Source organism: Zunongwangia mangrovi, assembly GCF_900112105.1.
GTDB lineage: Bacteria > Bacteroidota > Bacteroidia > Flavobacteriales > Flavobacteriaceae > Zunongwangia > Zunongwangia mangrovi.
On sequence record NZ_FOKV01000003.1, the window covers coordinates 425,377 to 449,738 of the forward strand.

The 24,362-nt window shown below is 36.2% G+C and carries 15 protein-coding genes; 6 read left to right on the plus strand and 9 right to left on the minus strand.

Annotated features, from left to right (window positions below):
• Nucleotides 1-205 precede the first annotated feature (205 nt).
• The 4 genes from thrA (at nucleotide 206) to BM201_RS10210 (ending at nucleotide 5,762) form a co-directional block, all read left to right on the plus strand.
• On the plus strand, nucleotides 206-2,653 hold the full coding sequence (gene thrA / locus BM201_RS10195; protein ID WP_092542232.1) for a bifunctional aspartate kinase/homoserine dehydrogenase I: 2,448 nt from the start codon (nucleotides 206-208) through the stop codon (nucleotides 2,651-2,653).
• Between the two features lie 2 nt (nucleotides 2,654-2,655).
• Nucleotides 2,656-3,576 carry a homoserine kinase gene (locus BM201_RS10200; RefSeq protein WP_092542234.1) on the plus strand — a complete coding sequence of 307 codons (921 nt, stop codon included), beginning with the start codon at nucleotides 2,656-2,658 and terminating at the stop codon, nucleotides 3,574-3,576.
• A gap of 5 nt (nucleotides 3,577-3,581) precedes the next feature.
• The gene (gene thrC / locus BM201_RS10205; protein ID WP_092542236.1) at nucleotides 3,582-4,877 is read left to right on the plus strand and encodes a threonine synthase; all 1,296 of its coding nucleotides are present in this window, start codon (nucleotides 3,582-3,584) and stop codon (nucleotides 4,875-4,877) included.
• 102 nt (nucleotides 4,878-4,979) lie between these two features.
• Nucleotides 4,980-5,762 carry an SDR family oxidoreductase gene (locus BM201_RS10210; RefSeq protein WP_092542238.1) on the plus strand — a complete coding sequence of 261 codons (783 nt, stop codon included), beginning with the start codon at nucleotides 4,980-4,982 and terminating at the stop codon, nucleotides 5,760-5,762.
• Nucleotides 5,763-5,931: 169 nt separating this feature from the next.
• Here the strand turns inward: BM201_RS10210 and BM201_RS10215 are convergent, their stop codons facing one another.
• From BM201_RS10215 to proC, 9 genes are all read right to left on the minus strand, one after another.
• Nucleotides 5,932-7,413, minus strand: a complete 1,482-nt coding sequence (locus tag BM201_RS10215) for a S10 family peptidase (protein WP_092542240.1) — start codon at nucleotides 7,411-7,413, stop codon at nucleotides 5,932-5,934.
• A gap of 150 nt (nucleotides 7,414-7,563) precedes the next feature.
• The gene (locus BM201_RS10220; RefSeq protein ID WP_092542242.1) at nucleotides 7,564-8,382 is read right to left on the minus strand and encodes an HAEPLYID family protein; all 819 of its coding nucleotides are present in this window, start codon (nucleotides 8,380-8,382) and stop codon (nucleotides 7,564-7,566) included.
• A gap of 118 nt (nucleotides 8,383-8,500) precedes the next feature.
• Entirely contained in the window at nucleotides 8,501-8,875 is a 375-nt protein-coding gene (locus tag BM201_RS10225; protein WP_092542244.1) for a hypothetical protein, read from the minus strand.
• Between the two features lie 102 nt (nucleotides 8,876-8,977).
• The gene (locus BM201_RS10230) at nucleotides 8,978-10,648 is read right to left on the minus strand and encodes an ABC1 kinase family protein (RefSeq protein WP_092542246.1); all 1,671 of its coding nucleotides are present in this window, start codon (nucleotides 10,646-10,648) and stop codon (nucleotides 8,978-8,980) included.
• 186 nt (nucleotides 10,649-10,834) lie between these two features.
• Nucleotides 10,835-12,838 (minus strand): monovalent cation:proton antiporter family protein, encoded by a 2,004-nt coding sequence (locus BM201_RS10235; protein WP_092542248.1) that lies wholly within the window; start codon nucleotides 12,836-12,838, stop codon nucleotides 10,835-10,837.
• Between the two features lie 165 nt (nucleotides 12,839-13,003).
• Nucleotides 13,004-14,875, minus strand: coding sequence for a M61 family metallopeptidase (locus BM201_RS10240; protein WP_092542250.1), 1,872 nt, complete (start codon nucleotides 14,873-14,875; stop codon nucleotides 13,004-13,006).
• A 134-nt stretch (nucleotides 14,876-15,009) separates the two neighbouring features.
• A complete protein-coding gene (locus tag BM201_RS10245) occupies nucleotides 15,010-16,209 on the minus strand; it encodes a glutamate-5-semialdehyde dehydrogenase (protein WP_092542252.1) in 1,200 nt (399 codons plus the stop codon).
• 75 nt (nucleotides 16,210-16,284) lie between these two features.
• The gene (proB, locus tag BM201_RS10250) at nucleotides 16,285-17,061 is read right to left on the minus strand and encodes a glutamate 5-kinase (RefSeq protein ID WP_092542254.1); all 777 of its coding nucleotides are present in this window, start codon (nucleotides 17,059-17,061) and stop codon (nucleotides 16,285-16,287) included.
• Nucleotides 17,062-17,090: 29 nt separating this feature from the next.
• The gene (gene proC, locus BM201_RS10255) at nucleotides 17,091-17,897 is read right to left on the minus strand and encodes a pyrroline-5-carboxylate reductase (RefSeq protein WP_092542355.1); all 807 of its coding nucleotides are present in this window, start codon (nucleotides 17,895-17,897) and stop codon (nucleotides 17,091-17,093) included.
• Nucleotides 17,898-18,443: 546 nt separating this feature from the next.
• Between proC and BM201_RS10260 the strand changes: the two genes are divergently transcribed.
• Nucleotides 18,444-22,103 carry a CheR family methyltransferase gene (locus BM201_RS10260; RefSeq protein ID WP_092542256.1) on the plus strand — a complete coding sequence of 1,220 codons (3,660 nt, stop codon included), beginning with the start codon at nucleotides 18,444-18,446 and terminating at the stop codon, nucleotides 22,101-22,103.
• The gene (locus tag BM201_RS10265) at nucleotides 22,104-24,329 is read left to right on the plus strand and encodes an ATP-binding protein (protein ID WP_092542260.1); all 2,226 of its coding nucleotides are present in this window, start codon (nucleotides 22,104-22,106) and stop codon (nucleotides 24,327-24,329) included.
• Nucleotides 24,330-24,362: the final 33 nt, after the last annotated feature.

Here is a 24,362-nt window from a genome sequence, read left to right on the forward strand (position 1 = left end):
CACATCTTTTAAGGAAAACAATGAAGAGTATTAAATTAAATAGCATTTCTACAATAACTCCTATCACAGGAGCTGCTATTTCTATTATTATTACTCGCACAATTATTACCCCTTTGGGGTAGTATGTATATAATTTTCCGTCCGCACTCACACACGTTTTAGAACGAACTCAAAACTATTTATTTCAAACTATTAAATTATTCTTATGAATATTCTAAAATTCGGAGGATCTTCTTTAGCCTCTCCGGAGCGAATCAAACTTGTAGCCGAAACTGTAAAAAAGCATGTGCAACAAGATAAAACCATCGCTGTTTTTTCAGCGTTTGGAGGGGTAACCAACGATCTTTTAAAAATGGCCGAACTGGCTGCAAAAGAAGATCTTGCTTATAAAGAAATTCTGGCTCTAAACGAGAAAAGACATCTTGATGCGGTAAAAGAATTAATTCCTGTTCAAAATCAAAGCGGAGTTTTAAGTAAGGTGAAAACCGAATTCAATAGATTAGAAACGCTTTACGAAGGTGTTTATCTTTTGAATGAATTATCGAATAAAACCAAGCATGTAGTTTCCAGTTTTGGTGAGATCTTGTCTTCATTAATTATTGCTGAATATTTTAAAAGTCTGGCTACAGATGCGCTTCTAATTGATTCGAGAGAATTGATCGTTTGTAAGAATAATAATGAAAAGATTCAACTCAATTATGACCTGACTAACAATAATATTGTTCAGTATTTTAAAGAAAACGACGCGAGTCTTTTTGTGGTTCCTGGTTTTGTGGCTAAAAACGAACAGGGCGTTCCAAGTACTTTAGGACGTGGTGGAAGTGATTTTACAGCGGCAATCTTCGGTGGAGCTTTAGATGTTGCTAAAGTGATCATTTATACCGATGTAAACGGAATGTACACCGCAAACCCAAATGTGGTGCATCAGGCGTATCCGCTTCAAAATATATCGTATCAGGAAGCGATGGAATTATCGCATTTTGGTGCCAAAGTCTTATATCCACCAACACTACAACCGTTATTGGATAAGGGAATCCAGATTCATATAAAAAATACTTTTGCACCAGATGATGCAGGAACTTTAATTTCAAAATCCAGTAAAGAAAACTTTAGATGGGTTACCGGTATTACGCATATCGATGATATTAAACTATTAAACATCGAGGGTAGCGGAATGGTTGGAATTCCTGGTTTTTCAAAGCGATTTTTTGAAACACTTTACCAGGAGAATATCAATGTTGTGCTTATCACTCAGGCATCTTCAGAGCATAGTATTTGTGTGGCGGTAAAAGATGATGAAGCGCAGGCTGCAAAAGAAGCTTTAGATGAAGCTTTTTCAGTAGAAATAGATTATCAAAAAATAAAACCGGTAGAAATAGAAGGTAATGTGGCTATCATTGCCTTGGTGGGAGATCGTATGAAGAGTCACCACGGTTTAAGTGGTAAGATGTTTAGCGCTTTAGGTAATAATAATATTAATATTAGAGCAATTGCACAAGGATCTTCAGAGCGAAATATATCTGCTGTAATTGCGAAAAAAGATATCAATAAAGCATTAAATACGCTGCACGAACAGTTTTTTGAAGTTCCTTCTAAAGAATTGAACCTGTTTATAACCGGAGTAGGAAATGTTGGTAGCAAGCTTTTATCGCAATTAGAAAAACAGGAAAAATACCTTCTTGAAAAATTGCGATTAAAAGTTCGTGTTCTTGGGTTATCAAATTCCAGAACCATGGCTTTTGATGAAAACGGACTTGATTTAAGCAAATGGCAAGAGTTGCTGGATGCGGGTGAAAAAGCCAGTAAGCACAACTTTTTCAATAAAGTAAAAGAGTTCAATTTACGTAACAGCATTTTTGTAGATAATACCGCAAGTGCTGAAATTTCAAAATGGTATAAAGAATATCTTGCAAACTCGATAGCAGTAGTAACCTGTAATAAGATCGCTGCAGCAGATGATTTGGTAAACTATCAACATTTGCAGGAACTTTCAAGAGAATACGGAGCATCTTTCCTTTATGAAACCAATGTTGGTGCAGGATTACCAATTATCGATACGCTTAAAAATTTAATTGCTTCAGGAGACAGAATTCATAAAATACAGGCGGTACTTTCGGGTAGTTTAAACTTTGTTTTCAATACTTATAATGGAACCGAGCCATTTTACAAAACGGTAGAGCAGGCAATGGAAGAAGGTTATACTGAACCAGATCCTAAGATCGATCTAAGTGGAGTAGATGTGGCGCGAAAAATATTGATCTTGTCTCGTGAGAGCGGACTAAAAATGGAGCTTAGCGATATAGAAAACAAAAGTTTCCTTTCTGAAGAAAGTCTAAATACCGAGAATAATGAAGATTTCTTTAAACTGCTTCAGGAAGACGAAAGTAAATTTAAAGAGATTTACGAAGATGCTGCTAAAGATGGAGCTCAGCTTAAATATGTAGCACAATTAGAAGATGGAAAAGCTTCGGTAGGATTACAAAAAGTAGATGCAGATCATCCTTTTTATAATCTTAGCGGTAGCGATAATATCGTACTTTTCTTTACAGATCGTTATAGCGTACAGCCATTGATCGTTAAAGGAGCAGGAGCGGGAGCAGATGTTACAGCTTCGGGAATATTTGCCGATGTTATACGAATAGGTAAGAAATAAAAATGGAAGAAATAAAAGTTTTTGCTCCGGCAACGGTAGCTAACCTTTCCTGTGGTTTCGACGTTTTGGGCTGTTGCCTTGATAATGTTGGGGACGAGATGATCATTAAAAAAAATGATCTTAACCAGCTTCGAATCACAAAAATGGAAGGCCAGGATCTTCCTATGGAAGTTGATCAAAACGTAGCTGGTGTAGCGGTAAAAGCTATGCTGGGAAAACTGCAATCTAACGAAGGTTTTGATATCGAAATTTATAAAAAAATAAAAGCAGGAAGCGGAATTGGTAGTAGTGCTGCCAGTTCTGCTGGAGCTGTTTATGCAGTAAATAAGCTATTAGATTCGCCATTTTCGAGTGCAGAACTTTTACCTTTTGCCATGGAAGGAGAACGTTTAGCCAGCGGAAATGCCCATGCAGATAATGTGGCACCGGCCTTACTGGGTGGTTTTACTTTGGTAAAAAGTTATGAGCCTTTAGAAGTTTTATCTTTGCCATCTCCAGAAGAATTGAATGTAGTTATTCTTCACCCGCAAATCGAGGTGAAAACCAAGGATTCTCGTGCGATCATTAAGCGAAATATTAGTCTGGATAAAGCGGTGAGCCAATGGGGTAATCTTGGTGCTTTGGTTAGCGCTTTATATACCAATGATTATGATTTACTAGGCAGAAGTCTTAAAGATGACATCGTAGAACCAATCCGGTCGATTTTAATACCGTATTTCGATGAAATTAAAGCCATTTCTTTAGAAAGTGGAGCGCTTGGTTTTGGTATTTCAGGTTCAGGGCCATCGGTTTATGCGATGTGTAGAGGTCAGCAAAATGCCGAAAATGTAAAAGCAAGTATTGCCGAATTTATGGAAAAACAAAGTATAACTTACGATCTTCATTTATCAAAAATTAATCCTGAAGGAGTTAAAATATTATAGAAAACATGAATTATTTTAGTCTGAATAATAAAAGCCATTCTTCTAGCTTCGAGAATGCGGTAATAAAAGGTCTGGCTCCAGATAAAGGATTATATTTTCCTGAAAATATCGAAAAATTGCCTGAATCTTTTTTTAAAGATCTGCCCAATATGCCACAAACCGAAGTCGCTTACCAGGCGATAAAGCAATTTGTTGGCGATGAAATTCCTGAAGCCGAACTAAAAAAAATTATTGCTGAAACTTTAGATTTTGAGTTTCCGGTAGTGCATGTAAAAGATAATGTATACACTTTAGAGCTTTTTCATGGACCAACTTTAGCATTTAAAGATGTTGGAGCGCGATTTATGGCGGGTAGTTTGGGGTATTTTATAACGAAGAACGAAGTAGGTAAAGTAACCGTACTTGTAGCAACCTCTGGAGACACCGGCGGGGCAGTAGCAAATGGATTTTTAGGAGTAGAAGGGATCGATGTGGTGATCTTATATCCTAAAGGCAAAGTGAGTAAGATACAGGAAAAACAATTAACCACGCTTGGTAAAAATGTAACTGCTTTAGAAATTGATGGCGCTTTCGACCAATGTCAGGATATGGTGAAACAGGCATTTTTGGATGACGAAATTCAGTCGGTAAGACAGTTAACTTCAGCCAATTCTATAAATGTAGCCAGATGGCTTCCGCAGATGTTTTATTACTTTTTAGCGTATCGCCAGTTAGCTTCCGAAGGAAAAGATATTGTATTCTCTGTACCAAGCGGAAATTTTGGGAATGTTTGTGCCGGGATGGTTGCAAAAGAATTAGGACTTCCTATCAAACATTTTATCGCTTCGAATAATGCGAATAGGACGATCACCGATTATCTGGAAACCGGGAATTATGAGCCGAGACCAAGTGTTTCGACGATTTCGAATGCGATGGATATTGGGAATCCAAGTAATTTTGTGCGAATCTTACAGCTTTTTCAAAACGAATACGGAAACATAAAAGAAAATCTAACCAGCTTTAGTTATGACGATGAGGTTACAAAAGAAGCCATGCAAGAGGTTTACAAAGAAACCGGTTATGTGATGGATCCTCATGGAGCGGTGGGGTATTTGGGCCTTCAGGAGTATTTTAAAGATCATCCAAATGAAGTGGGAGCATTTTTAGAGACCGCACACCCTTGTAAATTCCGTGAAACTGTAGAAGACGCCATTGGTAAGCAGATCGATATTCCAGATTCTATAAAAGAAGTTTTAGATAAGGAGAAAAAAGCTATTTCGATTAAAGATTATGCCGAATTGAAAGCTTTTTTACTGAGTTAATCTTAAAAGAAGCTATTTTTAATCAAATTTTAATGTTCACTAATTGTTGTTCGTACAAGAAAGCAGTAATTTTATTGCTTATAGATGAAACATTAAAAAATCATGAAAAATAAAGTAGTAATTATCACTGGTGGAGCAATGGGGCTGGGTTATGCAGCCGCGGATGTTTTAGCTTCACAAAAAGCGAAACTTGTCTTAGTAGATTACAATGCAGATGCATTAGCAGAAGCAGAGGAAAAACTAAAAAAGACATACGAAGGTCTAGAAGTATTAAGCGTTACAGCCGATGTTTCTAAGGAAGATCAGGTAAAAGCTTATGTAGATCAAACGGTAGATAAGTTTGGTAGAATTGATGGTTTTTACAACAATGCCGGAATTGAAGGAAGACAGGCTTCAATGATCGATTATGATATGGATGTCTTTAAAAAAGTTATCGATATCAACTTAATGGGTGTTTATTATGGTTTACGTTATATCCTTCCTATAATGAAAGAGCAGGGATACGGGCGTATAGTAAACGTAGCATCTGTAGGTGGTATTCGTGGAGTGCTTAATCAATCTCCTTATGTAGCCAGTAAGCATGCGGTTAGTGGAATGACTAAAAATGCAGCTTTAGAATATGGACAATACGGAATCCTTACGAATGCGATCGCGCCTGGAGCGATTTTAACTCCTATGGTAGCCGAAGCCTTCAAACAGGTAAACCCAGAAGATCCAAAAGCAGCAGAAAAAGAATATGCCAGTAGAAACCCTACAAGATCTTTGGGAGATCCTCAGGATGTAGGAAAACTGGTAGCATACTTGCTTAGTGCAGATAATGGTTACGTAAGCGGCCAAACAATTGCGATAGATGGTGGGGAATCTAACATGTACGGTAACCCATAATTTTATTGGCGCCGCCAAAGGGTATAATACTCCGAGGCTTGCCTCGAAATTCAATAATTATTTTTAGTGAATGCCTCGTGGGCTTGCCCCGAAGTAGTTTACTTCTAATTTTAGATAAAAAAAGCCTTTCCAGATCTGGAAAGGCTTTTTTATATTGAACAATTTCAGTTTAGTATTTTACTGGAGCACCTTCAGCAGGTAAGCTGTTCTTTATGAATTCACGAATATCTTCGTTTGCAGTTTCTAGATCAGCTTTTCTAAGATACATCATATGTCCACTTTCGTAACCTTTAAAAGAAAGTCTGTCTTGCATTTTTCCGCTAGGATCTAATTGCCACATCGAGTATTTTGCATTAAAATAAGTACAGGCACCATCAAAATAACCAGACTGGATCATTACATCCAATTTAGGATTTTGTGCCATCGCCTGTCTTAAATTCTCTCCTGTGTTATCGCGACTTCTATCCCATGGATGAACCGGGCCAAACATAAAATATTTAAGATCGGTCTTAAAATTAAGATCTTCTCTTAAGTAATAATTGATCGCCGGAGTAAAAGAATGCAACCAAGAGGTTAATTCGGCATTATAATCTGGATAATTACCCGACTCTTTACGATCGATTCCTAAGTAACGAGAATCCAAACGCCCTACGGTAAAACCATCCTCACGACGAAGTTCTTTCCAAAAAGCACCAATAGGTAATTCTAAATTATTCTGAAGATAAACCTCTTTATCTACGCTAGAATAATAAGCCATTTTTTCAGCAGTAGCATTTTTAGTTGCTTCTGAAGCAAAACCACCCTTAACCAGTACTGGAAGTAATTCGTTTATGCTATATTCTTCAACTTCTTCTAAAAGATCGGTTAACGATTTACTCTGTAATTCCTGCGGAAGCAATTTGTGATACCACGCCGTAGCCGCAAAATATGGTAATCGATTAGCAACTTCAACAGGACCTTCACGATCAATTCCCAGTTCGGTTGGGGAAACCAGGATCACACCATTTAAATACATCCACTGGCTATCCTGAAGCTCTAGTGCTAAACCACTAACTCTGGTCGTTCCGTAGCTTTCACCAATTAAATATTTAGGTGATAACCAACGATTTTCGCGAGTCACAAAAGTATTTAACCATTCGGCCAAATAACTAATATCCTGGTTTACACCAAAGAATTTAGATTTATCAACTTTCCCATTTTCATCTGGGATAGGTCTTGAATAACCGGTATTTACAGGATTTACGTAAATAATATCGGCAACATCTAAGATCGAATATGGGTTTTCTTTAATTCCATATGGTTGTACAGGATAACCTTCATCGTCGATTTTTAGGATTCTTGGACCAGTATAGGCAATATGCATCCAAACCGAAGCAGAACCAGGCCCTCCATTAAAAGAGATCACTAAAGGTCGATTTTCGGTGTTTTTAACATCACTTTTTTTGTAATACGTATAGTAAAGGCTGGCAATAGGATTGCCCTGATCGTCCCAAACTGGTTGCATCCCGGTTTGAGCTGAATAATTGATGTTTTTTCCTTTTATGGTAACCGAATGATTGGTAACCACAGTAGTGTCTACCGGTACTTTTACTTTTTGAGCAAAAGAAACTGTAGCCATAAGCGAGAAAAAGAGGAAATAAATTTTCTTCATTGGTGATTAAATTGTTTAGGGTTAAAGCTGAAAAATACTGCTATTTCTTATGTTCTACAAAAACAGGGCTTAATTTGTATAAAATCGGCTTAAAATAAAAGGAGCCTTAAAAAAAATAAGGCTCCTTTTTATCGAATTTCAGCTTGAATATTATGGCTCGTAGATAAGTCTTAAAAAAGAACTAAATCGTTCATTATCCTTATCGATAGGAATTCCAGTAACAATACCCACCAGTAAGTGATCACTCACATCTACGCGCATTTGCGGTCTAATGGTCATATCAAATTTACCGTTGTAAATCTCTTTATTAAATTCAACTCCAATAAAATTTCGAGTACCCGGAATCATATAATGGATGTTTGAGTTAATCTGCCAGGTAGTAGTAATATTTCCGTCATTAAAATGATGATCGAATACCGGCCCGGTATAAATAAGCGAATGAAAATTACTTCCCAGTCGTTTTGCAGCGATCAAAAAAGGATTGTAAACCAATCCTGTAAATAAAGTTTCCCTGCCATAATTATTGAATTCGGTTAGCGTGAATTCCTGGATATACCCAATAGCCATAGAAGCCTGGTGTTTTTCTGAAACTAAAAAACTGTATTGCCCGGCCATTTTTATGCTGTTTAGGTTATTTCCGGGAGCAGATCCATCTTCGGTTGGATAATAAAGCGAAAATGGTAATTCGATCTCTAATCCTAATCGGTCCATGGGCGCCCATTCATATTCTATCAAAGCGGTGTATTCATCGTAATTTTCGTTATCGGTAAGCCCAACACCAAGATTCCATTCTCTTTCGCCTTTCCTAGCACCCAGATCCCTAATTAAATCGATATACAAAGGTTCAGCATGTAAAACTTTTGGGGGAAGACTGTCTTTTTTTGTTTCTGTATCTTCAGTATTTTGAGCAGTAATCGCTGTACTTGCCAATAAAATTGGAAGTATAAGTTTACTTATGATTTTATTCATTATAAGTTTAGATTTTTTCAAATAATAATAGTCTCTAAATCCTTTCAGAATGTAGGATTAGAGTTAGTAAATTGTTTAGAAAGCAAAATTTAATTTGCCAGATGTAGAAAATTAGAATCTAAACCTTGGGAGGAGGAGAAGTAACTTCTGGATAGAAATTGTAGTATTTATGCTGGTATTCTGAATTCAATAATTCCTGAAGAGAAAGGTCGAAAATAAACTCAGGTCTTCTCTGAAGCACATAATTGTCGAGTGAAAAATCTTTTTTTACCAGGTGATTTTCGTTGTCGCTATCCTCATATTCTGGGATGGCATCTTCAAAACCAAGAATTTTCTCGATCACGATCTCAACGATGCTTTCCTGGTCATTCAAACTAAGATCTTCAGGGAAATTTTTATTGAAGTCGGGCGAATCGACACTAATGTTTAATATTACCAGGCCTATGATCAAGCTGAAATAACGTAGTATTTTAGTATTCCTGAAAATCTGCATTGATTGAACATTTCTTAGCAATCTAGTTTTCGAAAAGAATTGCTACCTGGATTTTAGATTTTTGAAAAATACTATTTCCAACTGAATTGAAAAAGTAAGCCTTTATTTTTTATTGTTAAGATTATTATCTCTAAAAATGATCACATAAGTTAACCAGATTCCCATAAATGCTGCAAGAATAAAGAATAAAATAGCGAATCCCGGATAGCCAAAAATTACAAAATCTGTGGGAATTTGCATCAGCATGGATGCACCAATGATCATTGCAGCAATAATGATTCCTAGCGTAATTCTATTGGCTATTTTCTGAAAACCATCGGTAAGCCGTTCTTCATCTAAAGCTTCGATGTTTACTTTAAATTTATTTTCAGCTAGATTATCGGTGATCTTATTTAAGCGCTCGGGGATATGTTCTACCAGTTTTTTGGATTCTAGTAGCATCGAGAAGAAGTTCTCTGGCTTCAGTTCATCATACATCTTTTTTTGCATGATCTTCTGCGCATGTTTCTTTATCGCCACTCTAAGATCAAATTCGGGATCTAAAACAGCGATTATCTGATCCATATTTAGTAAAACTTTCCCAAGAATATTTACTTCAACCGGCATGTGAATTCCGGTTTCTGCCGCAAGACGATTTAACTGAATCAGTAATCTACCTGTTTGCAATTCTTTCGCCGGGCTATTCTCACTTTCCATAATTATATCACTAATTATTTTATTGAAAGTGGGGAGATCGCTATCGTCATCAATCTCACTCATATTGATAATGATATGAGCTGTTTCTGGCCCATTATTGTTACTAATCGCGATAAGTAGCTGAAGTAAACATTCTTGCATGTGGCTAGTAAATTTAGCCACCATTCCAAGATCGATTAGTGCGATTTTGCCATCTTTTGTAAACTGAATATTTCCGGGATGAGGATCTGCATGTACAAATCCGTCGTTGATAATTTGTTGTAAATATGCTTCAACCAATTGATCTACCATTGGCGCATAATCAACTTCTAATTGCTTAAGCGGGGAGAGGGAAGTTATTTTTTTTCCGTCGATAAAATCCATCGTTAAAACCCTACTTCCGCAGTAATCTGGCACAGGTTCAGGAACGATCAAGTAATTATACGGCAACAGATTTTCTCCTAGTGTAATAAGATTTTGCTGTTCTTTTGAATAATCGAGCTCGTTCAATAAAATGCGACGTAATTCGGCTAAAACTGTATCGATCGCATATTTTTTAGCAATTTTTGAATGTTTAATTGCCAGATCTGCCATTTCCTGAAGCGTATCCATATCGTCCAGAAACTTACGCTTAATACCGGGACGCTGAATTTTAACGGCAACCGGCTTGCCACTTCGCAATGTGGCATAATGCACCTGGCCGATCGAGGCACTGGCAATTGGTTTTTTCTCGAACGTATCAAAAGCTTTAGAAATTCGTGTCCCAAGGTCTTCTTCTACGATTTGGTGTACTTCCTCGTAAGGTATTGGTGGGACATCGTCCTGTAAAGTTGCCAGTTCTTTTAAATAGGCCTCTGGTAAAAGATCTGGGCGGGTAGAAAGCAACTGACCTAATTTTATATAAGTAGGCCCCATATTTTTTAAGTCTTCTACTAACTCTTCAGGAGAGCGGTCGTAACTATCCTGATCTTTATTTTCACTCGATGGATCTTCAAAGGCATTAGCCGTGGTTTTTCTAAAGAGATCACTATTACCATATTTCAGCATAAAACTGAAAAATTTACGATAGCGTGTAAAGTTTTCGGGAAGTATAGACATTAATTGCTTGCTTGATTTTACAGGCAAATTACAATTCTTTAGTCTTTTAACAGTGCATCTTAGCTTAGTTTTAGCACTTTAAATTCGCAATATGCTGCTAATGCTTTTCCCTTACGAAAGTAGCATCTCAACTTCCAGAAAAATAAGAGCTAAAATTCGATAAAATGAGATACTATTTTTAAAAGCTTAAACTGCCAATAAACTATTTAGGTGATTAATATTTGCCGGGTTACCAAAAACATAAATAAGGTCACCGCGTTTAATTTTAGTCTTAGGCGTGATCTCTGTTAGGTATTTTGTATCTCGTTTTATCGCCAGCACAGTAACCCCGTAATTTTTAGCAATGCCCGATTCCTCCAAACTTTTGCCTACGATATTTTTATCTTTTTGCTGAACGCTAAGCGTTGCAATTTCCTTGTTTGGAATGTTTAGGTGATGTAAGGCAGGATTATGCGGTTTGTCTTTTAATCGCGTTAGCATTTCGTAATCTGCAGAACGAATACTACTCGTAAAATCAACAATCTCGTCATAAGGAACCAGGTATTTTTTGAGCACTCTGGTAAAGATCTCGATGGAAGTTTCAAAATCTGCCGGAATCACTTCATCTGCGCCAACACGAAGATGTTCTTCGATTTCTTTGACTTGCCTTGTTCTAACAATGATAAAGGCTGTTTGCGTGAACAATCGAATAGTGCTAATGATCTTTTTCGTAGCCGAAGCATCAGAAATTGCGATTACCACCACACGAGCTTCCTGGATATGAATATGCTTTAAGATCAATGAATTTGTAGCATCGCCAAAAACCACCGGTTCCTGGTTTTTCTTGGCATTTTCGAAAGATTCTGGATCGATATCTACGACAACGTAAGGAATATCAGCGCTACGAGCAGCTTTGGCAATATTTTCTCCATTGGTGCCGTAGCCAACAATAACAATGTGATCACTAAGATTTTCTTCGGAAAACTCCTCGTCAGATTTTGCGTTTTTCTTAATGTTCGATAAACGATGTCTTACTGCTGAAGGAATTGGTGCCTTAAGAATTGCATAGGTAAGTTTTGAAGAATTCATGATCAAAAAAGGAGTAAGCGCCATACTTAAGATCGATATTGCAAGAAAATACTGGTAAATATTTTCGGGCAATAAACCATTATCCAAACCAACGCCAGAAAGTAAAAGCGAGAATTCCCCAACCTGAAATAAACTAAATGCTGTGATAAATACCGTTCTGGGTTTATATTTTAAAATCAAAACCGTAATTCCTATCACTAACATTTTTAATAGAACTACTCCAAGAACCAGCAAAAGAATATAGGCGATATTGTCGAAAAAGAAGCCCAAATCTAAAAGTGTTCCTACCGAGATAAAAAAGAAACTGATAAATATTTCACGAAAAGGAAGTACGTTTGCGGTAGCCTGGTGGCTATAATCTGATTCAGAAATAATGAGTCCGGCAAAAAAAGCACCCAGCGCCAAAGAAAGTCCTACAGAACTGGTAAGCCATGCGATCGCAAAGCAAAATACGACCACGGTAAGAATAAAGAGCTCCTGATTTTTAGTTTTTACCACCCAACCTAAAACTTTAGGAACTACATAGCGAGCCAGCAATAAGATCACCACTAAAACCAACGCAATTTTACCAACCAATATCCCAATGGTCATTAAAATATTATCTGCTTTACCTGCCAATATTGGCGTAAGCAACATCATAGGAACTACAACAATATCCTGAAAAATAAGAATCCCTATACTTATCCTACCGTGTGGAGAAGTGATTTCTCCTCGTTGTTGAAAAAGTTTTAGAACGATCGCAGTACTACTTAAAGAAAACAGGAATCCCAGAAAAATAGAAGTATTTAAAGAAAGTCCTAGCAGTTGCGCGGCTAATGTTGTAAATAAAATGGTACCACCAACCTGTAAACCACCACCAATAAAAATAGTGTTTTTAATGGCAGCTAATCCTTTTAAAGAAAGCTCGATCCCAATTACGAAAAGTAGGAAAATGATTCCTATTTCGCTTAATAATTCAACCTCATGGCCATTACTTATAAGATTAAAAGCATGAGGCCCGGCGATAATTCCCGCCAGTAAAAAACCTAAAATACTAGGGATTTTTATCTTCTGTATAACAAGAATGATAAGGACCGATAATCCCAGAATAACTACAATATCCTGTAAGATTGGGATTTCCATAGCAGATTAGTTTTGGTTAGTTTGATGGTAATTTAGTTGAATTAAACGGAATAAAAAAGCTGCTTAAAATACTTCTTTAAACTATCTAATTTTAATAGTAAAGAGGCAAGTTAAGCAGCGATTCTATAAACTGAAATTAGAGAATTTAGCCTCTAATTTTTTTACTTAATTTTTAAGCCAGGCTTCTCTTAATTTTACTTTTGGGCTATCTGCTGGAAGATCCATTTCTGTGATCGAAGTTTCTTCAGTTTGTGGTTGCGAAACTTTGGCAGTTAGTGTTACCTCTTCGCCATCTCTGTTTACCACGATCTCTACATCGTCACCTTCTGCCCAGGATTGTGAACTTGTAATTAATCCATAAACATTTTGAACGGTATATTCTGTTCCGTTTATCGTTTTAATAACATCACCACCTTCAGCACCTAATTCTTCAATAAAAGTATTAAAGCTAATTCCTTCTCTAAAGAAAAGTTCACCTGAAGCAGGATCACCATCGATATATGGAACCTGCCCATTTAAGAAATAACTGGTGTTTACCATAACAGATTTTTCTTCTAAACCAACTTTAGCGAAAAATTCGTCGTAAGGAATTGGTGTTTCCCCGGTGACATACTGGTCGAAAAATGATTGAATTTCAGGATAGGTTAATTCAACAATATCACCAATAAGATCTTCATCATTAAATGGTTTGTCTTTACCATATTTCTCGCTTAATTTTTTCATAAGATCAAGAATACCCATTTCGCCATTGCTTAGTTCTCTTAATCGAATATCCAGAGCCATACCTATTAAAGCTCCTTTTTGGTAAACATTATAGTAGCTATCTTTATATTCGTCTGTTAAAATATTTTCGCTCATTACGGTAAAAGGAACAGTATCGTCGAAACTCATCGATGATGCTATTTTATCAGACATGCGATCGTAGAAATCCTGATTAGAAATTAGCCCCTGATTGATCTGGAAAAGATTCGCGAAATACTCTGTCACTCCTTCGTACATCCAAAGATGCTGAGACATTTTTGGATCGTTATAATCGAAATAATGAATCTCGTTAGAATGTACGCTAAGCGGTGTTACAATGTGGAAAAATTCGTGAGACACCACATCCTTCATAGATTCGTCCAACTGTGCTTTTTGCATGGTTTCAGGTAGTACTACAACAGTACTGGTATGATGTTCTAAAGCACCAAACCCGCGAGCGTCTTTATTTTGTAGATCTGAAAGATAAAGCAGGATCGCATATTTTTTAGTGTCGTTTATGTCCCCTAAAAATCTTTTTTGAGCAGCGATCATTTTTTCAATTCCAGGTTTGATATCCTGAGCAGAAAATTTATCATTTGGCGAATACACATCTAAAAGGACCTTCATTCCTTCTACATCAAAACTTGTAGTGTCTGGTTTTGCATACATGATAGGATGATCTGTAACTTCAAAATAGCGATCTACATTAAAAATATCTGTACTAAAGTTGTCTTCGGAATTTTTATCTTCCGTAGAAACAATTAGAGAAGTTCCGCCAACGAGATTATTTGGTTTAAGAATTTCTATGCGATATGGCTCTTCCTGAAGCTTACTAAAATAGCCTATAAAACCATGCAAATTCAGCATAAAATTGTTAGAAGCGTCGATATTTGTTCCAGAAGGGGAGAAGACACCATTTTCGCCTTCGATATCGTAACTGTCGTTTACCTCATAACTTACTTTGTCTAAAGCTTCGGCATTGGTGATCGTCCAGGTGTTGTCGTCCTGATGCGTAAATTCTAACTCGTTGCCATCGTAATCGTAGGCTTTAAAGTTTTCGATAAATCTTCCGTAGTTATCGGTAGAGTAGGTTCCGGGAACCGTTTTCGGAATAAAAAAGCTAATTTCTTCAGTAGTAATTTTAGCAGGATCTACGCTAACTTTTACTTTATCATCTTCGACATTAACCAGGTCAATTTTTGTGATAATTGGCTTATCGTTAGAAGTTAGATTTTGTGTTGTTTTACAAGAGTACAAACTTGCCAGTAAGGCAGCAGCATACACTATTTTCTTCATGGTTATGTTTTCTTTCTTATTGGACTATTAAAAACTCAAATAGTTACATTTTAGTATCTATTTTTGTCGAATTTAAGATATTAAAAAGGGTGACAATTTTGTCACCCTTTTTGTTTTTCCATTTATAATGAAAATTATGCTCTAATATGCCCGTCACCAAGCACATAATATTTATTTGTAGTTAACTGTTTTAGACCTAGTGGCCCTCTATGGTGTAACTTATCTGTACTAATTGCAAGCTCTGCACCTACGCCCATTTGTCCACCATCAGTAAATCTGGTTGAAGCATTATGGTAAACTGCAGCACTATCTACCTGCTCCATAAATTTGATCGCTTCATCCTTTTCTGTAGTAATAATAGAAGCCGAGTGTCCGCCAGAATATTTGTTGATCTTTTCGATCGCAGCATCTAAGCCATCGATACTACCAATTACGATCTTCATAGCAAGAAACTCTTCGTACCAGATAGATTCAGATGGAATGCTATCTTCTTCGCTAAGCACTTTTTTCACATCATCATCAACTAGAATGTTTACTTCATTTTCTTTAAACATTTCTTGAAGTTCTTTCAGTTTAGCTTCATAATCTGGAAGATTAACATCCACAAGCACTTTATCTAATGCATTACAACCCGAAATTTTATCGATTTTCGCGTTTAGCATCACTTTTTTAGCGGTTTCAAAATCGGCATTTTTAGAAACATAAAGGAAATTATTTCCTCTACCACTAACTAATACTGCACCAGTGGCGTGTTCTTTTACAAATCCAATTAATCGCTCACCACCTCTTGGTACAATTAAGTCTAATTGTACTGGTGGATTTTTAAGAAATTCTTGAGTTTCTGGACGGCTTAGGTGTAATAACTCGATCCAATCTGAACTTAGGTCGTTTTCCTTAAGAGCCTCATGCCAGCATTCTACAAGAATTTTATTACTATTTATTGCCTCTTTACCACCTTTAAGGTAAATTTTATTATTTGCTTTAAAAGCAAGCACAGCAGCCTCTATGGTAACATCTGGTCGAGATTCGTAAATAATCATGATGTTTCCAAAAGGAGCCGTTTTATTTGTAATATCAAGACCAGTATCAAGTTTTCTATGCTCGATAGTTTGCCCTACAGGATCTTCCTGTTCCATTACTTGTTTTACCGAAGTAATCATACCATCCACCTTCTTATCGTCACAAACCAAACGATCGTACATCGCCTGATCTCCTTCTCCAAAAGCTTCAAGATCCTTTTTATTTTCTGTGATAATAGCCTCTCGTTTTTCATTCAGGATACGCATCATGGATTTCAAAACATTATTTTTTTTATCTGAATTTAAAAGTATCATTTAATCTGCTTTAAGTTTTTAATTAGTTAATTTCCCGATAATCGAGATTATATCTTAGCGTTTAAGCTGATTAGTTTATGAAGTAAATTTAGTTCCCACTGGTTTACCTCTCATAATATCAAGAATTACATTAGGACGTTTACCGTTCGCAATGTAGGTCGTGATATTTTTAGCAGCGGTTTCTTTAGCGATCTTAATTTTAGACTCCATTCCGCCACGGCCTTCACCTTCGCCTTTATCAGATTCCTGAACGTATTTTTCGACATTCTGGTCAATCTGTACTTTATTTAATTTTTCTGAATCATCATCATCTGGATGCCCAGTGTAAAGTCCGTCTGTATCACTAAGAATGATCAATGAGTCTGCACCAATTAACTCGGCAACTAAACTTGCTAATTCATCATTATCAGAGAACATCGACATAGTTACAGAAACTGCATCATCTTCGTTTGCAATAGGAATAATTCCTTCTGAAAGTAAAGATTCATAGCAATTAATCATATTTTCTCTATGTATTCCCGGGCTAAAATCTCTTTTTGTAGCAAGAACCTGAGCACAACGCATTCCGTAGTCGTGGAAGATTCCGTAGTAATGTCTCATCATTCTTGGTTGCCCTACTGAAGAATATACCTGTCTTCTTTTAGAAGGATCGTGAACGTTAATTTCTCCAAGAATTTCTTTTCCTGCAATCGCCGAACCTGAAGATACCAAAACGGTCATGACGTCTTCTTCATAAAGTTCTGATATTTGTTCAACTAAATGTTTTAGAACGGGTCCTAATATTCTATTGTCTTTGTTGGTCATTACATTAGTCCCAACCTTTACAACAATTCTTTTCTTCTGATTTTCCATTATTAAGTTTGATAGTGTTAGTTAGTAGATTATTTGCCTTCTCCAAGTTCTACTGCGCGGTCAAATGCAGCATAAGCAGCTTCTTTAATTAGTTCCTTTACGTTATTATCGTCCATAGAATCTAATGCAGCACGAGTAGTTCCTCCTTTAGAAGCTACACGTTCCATCCATGTATCTGGCGACAGGTCGTGTTGATTAAATAGTTCGACAGCGCCTTCAAAAGTCTGACTAACAAGAACTCTACTATCATTTTCAGAGAATCCCATTTTAAGAGCAGCTTCTAGCATCGATCCCATAAAATAGAAAACATAAGCTGGTCCACTACCACTAATACCGGTAGAAGCGTCGATGTAATTTTCATTTTCAACTTTTATGGATTCTCCGGTAGTATCTAAAAGATTTCTTACCATTAAAAGCTCTACTCTAGATACTTCTTTAGCCGCAGTATAAGATGTTACACCTTTACCAACCTGTGCAGGTAAGTTAGGCATAGATCGAACAACTTTTTTAACTCCTAAACCATCTTGAATGGTTTTAATAGTAACCCCTGCCATTAGGGAAACAAATATTTGCTCACCATTTACCATAGGTTTGATCTCTTCAAACAAGCCTTCGATGTGGTAAGGTTTTACAGCCAGAAAGATAATATCTGCCTGAGGAAGGCAGTGGTCTACTTTATCGAAAACATCAAAATGGTCTACTTTACTTAAGTCGGTAATAACTTCGGCAGACTTATCGAAGATCATAAGATTTCTTCGATTTAGAAGACTGCTTTTCGCCATGCCTTCGGCGTAAGTAAGTCCCATATTTCCTGCTCCAATAACTAATACTTTCATTTCTGTGTTTTTCAATTTTGTTGTGTGGCCTTCTGCCACGATATTAAGTTAAACTTGTATTTTATTGCTCAAAGACCGTGCGAGCCAAAAAATAATTTGGCGGCACAAATTTGATTGGCATTTAATATAAGATGAAATTGTTTTAACAAAATCTCAACAAGGGTTAAAGAATTGTAAAAAATGAGAAATGACAATTGATGAGTTAAGTTGCCTTAGAGCTATGTAGAATGGGTGAATAAGATTGATTTAAATTGCGAATCTCTGATTATCAGGAATATTTTAAATGTTAAATTTCGCTAATAAAACACTCATGACATACGTGAATATTTACTACATTGAATATTTTTATGATCGATAGTTTTTTCTTATAGCTGCCGAACTGACAAATGTAACTGTTAAGCTGGCAGGGATTATGGAAGTTATTGATTAAAATGTGTACTAAATCTTGTGAATAACGTGCATTTTAAAAGCATTTGTAGTATAAAATGTGTTTTTTAACCAATATATTTGAAGTTTACACGTGTAAACTACTGCTCAAAGAATTCAATGACTAGAAATAACAAACTAACACCAAAGGTTAAACCTAGAGAAAACAAAAATGCAAAATCCAGAATTATTGCTGTAGGAGCTAGTGCTGGAGGTTTAGAAGCTTTAAAAGCATTTTTTAATGGTATTCCTGAAGAGGATAATAATACTTATGTGGTGATACAGCATCTTTCTCCAGATTACAAAAGTATGATGGGAGAATTACTTGCAAAATCAACTAAATTCCCAATCAAGCAAATAAAGGATGGAATGGAGATGGAAGAGAAGACCATTTATCTTATTCCTCCAAAATGTAATTTATTAGTTGATGATGGCTGTCTTAAGCTTGTAGAGAAACCAGAGCGTGCGCATCTAAACTTGCCTATAGACATGTTTTTGGAGTCTCTTTCTCAATATCAAAAGGAAAAATCTGTGGCTGTTATACTAAGCGGTACAGGTAGTGATGGGACCAGAGGAATTAGAGCAATTAAGGAAAAAGACGGCATGGTGATGGTGCAGGATCCTGAGCAGGCAAAATTCGATGGGATGCCGCAAAGTGCCATTCAAACCGGGCTTGTAGATTATATTTTGCCAGTAGAAGAAATGGGCGAGGAGCTAAGAAAGTTTATTAACGCTCCGCTTGTTTTCGATATAGAAAATCATGACGTTGAATTTGATCAAAAAACGATTTCTAAGATTCTTCATTTAATAGATGAAAAAACAGGTCTTGATTTTAGAGAATATAAGTATTCTACGTTAGCGAGAAGAGTAGCTAGAAGAGTGAATGTTTGTGGTTGCAGTAGCTTAGAGGAATATTACGATATGTTACTTCATAACGATGAAGAAATTCCTATGCTATACAGGGAATTTTTAATTGGAGTAACTAATTTCTTTAGAGATAAACGAGTTTGGGAAATTATTGCAGATGATCTAATTCCAGAACTTGTAGAGTCAAAAAAAGATAACGAGGTTCTTAAAATTTGGGATGTAGGCTGTAGTACAGGAGAAGAGGCTTATTCTTTCGCCATGTTGCTTCATGAAGAAATGCAACGACAGGACAAAATGCTTGAAGTTAAGATCTTCGCTACAGATATCTCTCAGGAACATTTAGATATTGGTAGTGCAGGAATATATTCAGAAAGTGTTGTAGCCAATGTTGAAGATAAATTTCTGAAGAAGTTTTTTATCAAGAAACCAGAAGGTTATCAAATCGTAGAGAAAATTAGAAGAATGGTAATTTTCTCTAAACATAATATTATAAAAAATCCGCCATTTAGTAATATGGATATGGTGGTTTGTCGTAACCTGCTTATTTATTTCCAGTCTACTATACAGAAGAAGACGATGGATGTGCTTCATTATGCACTTAAAGAATATGGTTTTCTTGTATTAGGTACCAGTGAAAGTGTTACGTCTCATAGAGATTCGTTTGAGGATATTAGTCGAAAATGGAAGATCTTTAGAAATGTTCATCCAAGATCGAGAATTAGAACTCAAAATTTACGATCTACCACAGGAAGAACTCATGTCGATCAGGAAGAAAAACGCAGTTCATCACGCCGTAGTGATAATCGTACTTATAGTAATAGCAAGCAAAAGTTTATAAACGAACTTAACGAAGCGATTATGCAGCAATTTGGAGCTGCAAGTGTATATGTAGATTCCGAATTCAATATCATGGAAGCGGTTGGTGAGTTTAGAAAATACGCTAATCTGCCGGTTTCAGGATTTACCACTAATCTAATCGAGATGCTTAATAAAGATCTTAAGCATGTCGTACAGTCTACCACTAAAAAATCTGCCAAAGAGAAGAAAAGAGTGGTTTACCATGATGCAGTGGTAAAAGAAGGAGACGGATCTGTGATGAAATTAGATATTGTGGTGAAGCCTTTTAAACCGAAAAACCTTGATAACGAGAGTAATTTTGTATTGACTTTTATCGAAAAAGAGGTTAATGAAGAAGATACAATCGAGGTAGAGCAGGTAACTATTAATGGTCGTACTCAAGAATATATTTCTGAGCTTGAAGAAGAATTGAAGAAAACCAAAGAAGAACTTCAAACTTCATTAGAAGAAATAGAAACCAGTAATGAAGAACTACAGGCAGCTAACGAAGAGCTTTTGGCTTCTAACGAAGAATTACAGAGTACCAATGAGGAACTTCAAAGTGTAAACGAAGAAATTAATACGGTGAATGCTGAGAATATCCAGAAGATGGATGATCTTGCTCAGCTTAATGCCGATATGAATAACCTGCTTGAAAGTACTAATATTGGTACTATATTCTTAGATAGCGATCTTAGAATAAGAAAATTTACACCTGCAATTAAAAAGCACTTTAGTCTAATAAATAGTGATATAGGCAGGCCTATCGATAACTTCACTACCAATTTTGGAGTAAATAGAGGGAAAGGTTTAGTAGATCGTTGTAATAAAGTGATGGAAACCGGGAAAATATTAGAGCGTAATATTCTTTCTAAAGAAGGAAGAAATTATCTGCAACGAATTTCCCCATTTAGAAATACTGAAGAAAATACAGAAGGTATCGTAATTACCTTTGTAGATATTGAATCACTTCAGAAGGCTAAAAACAAATTACTAGCTAGTGAAAGAAGATTTAAATCTTTCTACGAAGAAGATCCTGTTTTACACTTTAGTGTAGATCCAAAAACTTCAGAAATTGTACAGTGTAACCAGGAAGCAGTAGAAAAACTGGAATACGATTCTAAAGAAGATATTATTGGCAAGCCGATTTTCGAGCTTTACGAAGACGAATCTAAATTAAGAGCCTTACGTCTTAATAAATTATTCCAGGAAAAAGGAGAGCTTAAGAACGTAGAGCAGGAAATGGTGACCAAGAACGGAAAGATAGTTCCGGTGATCATGAACTCTACTGTAGAGCTTGATGAAAATGGAAACGGAATTACCAATAGATTTACCTGTGTAGATATTTCAGAATTAAAACAGGTTCAGGACGAGTTGCAGCAACAAAAAAGAGACCTGCAAAGAGCTAATCACGATTTAGAACAATTCGTATCTATCTGTTCGCATGACCTTCAGGAGCCTTTAAGCACTATTAAATTTGGTAGTGATATCTTAGGAAAGATTTATTCAGATAAATTAGATCAAAAAGGAAAAGATTATATTCAGTATATCGACGAAGCTTCAGATCGTTTATCAGCACAGATAAAAGCATTACTGGAGCATTCTCGTATTGGTAGAAACACCAAGAAAAAACTTGTCGACACCAGAGAATTGGTAGAGGTCGTAAAATACGATCTTACCAAGAGAATAAAAGATACTAAGGCGAAAGTTCATGTGGGAAGTTTGCCAAAATTAAAGGTTTTTGAAGTAGAGATGCGTCTTTTATTTCAAAATTTACTGAGCAATGCGCTAAAATATTGTGCAAAAGATAAGACTCCCGAAGTTCGAATTTCAGCTTATCAGGAAGATGAATATTGGGTATTCTCTATAATGGATAATGGTATAGGAATTTCAGAAGAAGACCAAAAGAACATCTTTACGATATTTAATCGTGTACCAACTGAAGAGAAATATGAAGGAACAGGAGTAGGATTGGCACACGTACATAAAATTGTGCTATTGCACGGTGGTTCGATCTGGGTAGATTCGCAACCGGGAGTGGGTAGTACATTTTATTTCAAAATTAAAGCAAAGTAGATGAGTAAAACCGCATATAGCGAACAAGAAGTAAATATCACAAATTGCGACAGGGAGCCTATTCATATTATAGGTAAAGCTCAGGAACATGGTGTAATCGTTGTTTGTGATTTAAATTCTTTCAATGTTTCGCAATGCAGTGAAAATATTGAAAATATTCTGGGAATTTCCCATATTGAAGTTTTAGGTAAACCTTTAAAGCAGGTTTTATCTAAAAAAGTAGCAAAATCTTTTAAAAAGAAGTTTAAGAACGAAGACTCTTTATTACCCGAAAAATTAAAGATCGGGGAACAAAAGTTTTTATGTATTCCTTCGATTTCTGGTGAGCATCTTATTATAGACGTAGAGCCTTCAGGAAAGTCATTAGATCCAGTTCATTTTCAGGAACAATTAACCAAGATCTTAACCGAACTTGACGAATCTGAATCTGTAAACGATATGTGCCAGCAAGCTGCTTTGCTTGTTAAACACTTATTCGATTACGATCGAATCATGATCTATAAGTTTGACGAAGAATGGAATGGAGAAGTTGTTGCTGAAGTAAAAGAACCAGAATTAGACAGCTGGTTAGGTTTGCATTATCCAGCTACCGATATTCCTAAACCTGCGAGAGAAATTTTTATGAAGCAGGGAGTAAGAATTATTAGTGATGTAAATTACAGGGCATCGCCTATTAATCCAGAAATTTCGCCTGTAACCGGGCGGCCATTGGATATTTCAACCTCAGAGTTACGAGCTGTTTCTCCAATTCATATCGAATATTTACAGAATATGAAAGTTGGAGCTTCTCTAACTGCAGCGATCGTGCTAAACGGCGAGCTTTGGGGATTGGTTGCCTGTCATCATTATTCACCAAAATTTATAAACTACCACCAAAGGCAATCTTGTTTGTTTTTAACGCAAGTTTTTTCAAATAAACTGGCACTTAAAACAACCAAAACTTTTTTAGAAAACACTTCGAAGTCTGATGAGGTTAGGAAAAAGCTAGTCTTACAAATGACTTCGATACGAAGTATTGAAGAAGCGCTTTATCGTTTCGATCCAAAATTCACAGATCTAATTAAATGCGGTGGTGGAGCATTGGTGATGGACGGAGAAATTTGTCTTTCAGGAGAAACTCCTAAAAAAGCTGAAATTAAGCAATTATGCGATGAATTTTTAGCTGAAAAAGAAGTGTATTTTTCTACAAAATCGCTCTCTGCAGTGTACCCAAAAGCAGCAGCTTTTAAAAATATAGCATCGGGAATTCTAAGTGTACAAATAAGTGAGCAGGATGCTAACTATATCATGTGGTTTAGGCCAGAAGCCAAGGAAACGGTGAACTGGGGAGGAAACCCAGAAAAGAATGGCTTTGTAAAAGATGGTATAGAATATCTAACGCCAAGAAAATCTTTTGAACGCTGGACAGAGAAGAAAAATGGTGTAGCAAAACCCTGGCAGGATTATGATCTAGAAGCGGTAAGCAGTTTAAGAGAAAGTATCGTCCATATTTTGGTAAAGCAACAAAAGGATAAAATTGATAGTCTAAACGACCAGTTATTAGATGCTAATAAAGAGTTAGAAACCTTTAGTTATAGTGTGTCTCACGATTTAAGAGCTCCGCTTCGCGGTATCGATGGTTATGCCAGGATTTTACAAGATCATTATATAGATAGGTTAGACGATTACAGTCAAAAAGCCGTAAAGACCATTGTTAGATCAGCTTCAGAAATGGATACACTTATAGACGATATTTTATCATACTCTAAAGTAGGGCAAACACAATTGACTAAGCAGGTGTTATCGATGAAACAAATTGTAGAAAATGCTCTCGATTCTCAAAATGCAGAAAGTAATTATCCAAAAACAACTATAAAAGTTGCAGAGAAATTACCAAAAATCGTTGGAGACCGTAGGATGCTTTCTCAGTTGGTAAATAACCTGATTAGTAATGCTTTAAAGTATAGCGGCAAAAAAGAGCAACCTTCAGTGGAAATAGGTTTTAAAAACGAAAACGACCAAACAGTTTACTTCATCAAAGACAATGGCGTGGGGTTTGATCCCTTACATAAAGACAAAATTTTTGAAGTATTTTCACGAGTGGCTACAGAAGATTTTAAAGGCTCTGGAATAGGACTTTCGATCGCTAAAAAAGTGGTAGATAAGCATAAGGGTGAGATATGGGTAGAAACAACTCCTGGAGAGGGTTCAACTTTCTATTTTAGCCTGCCAGACATGGAAGAATAAGGGATAGATTAAAAATTTATTTTGTATTTTTCG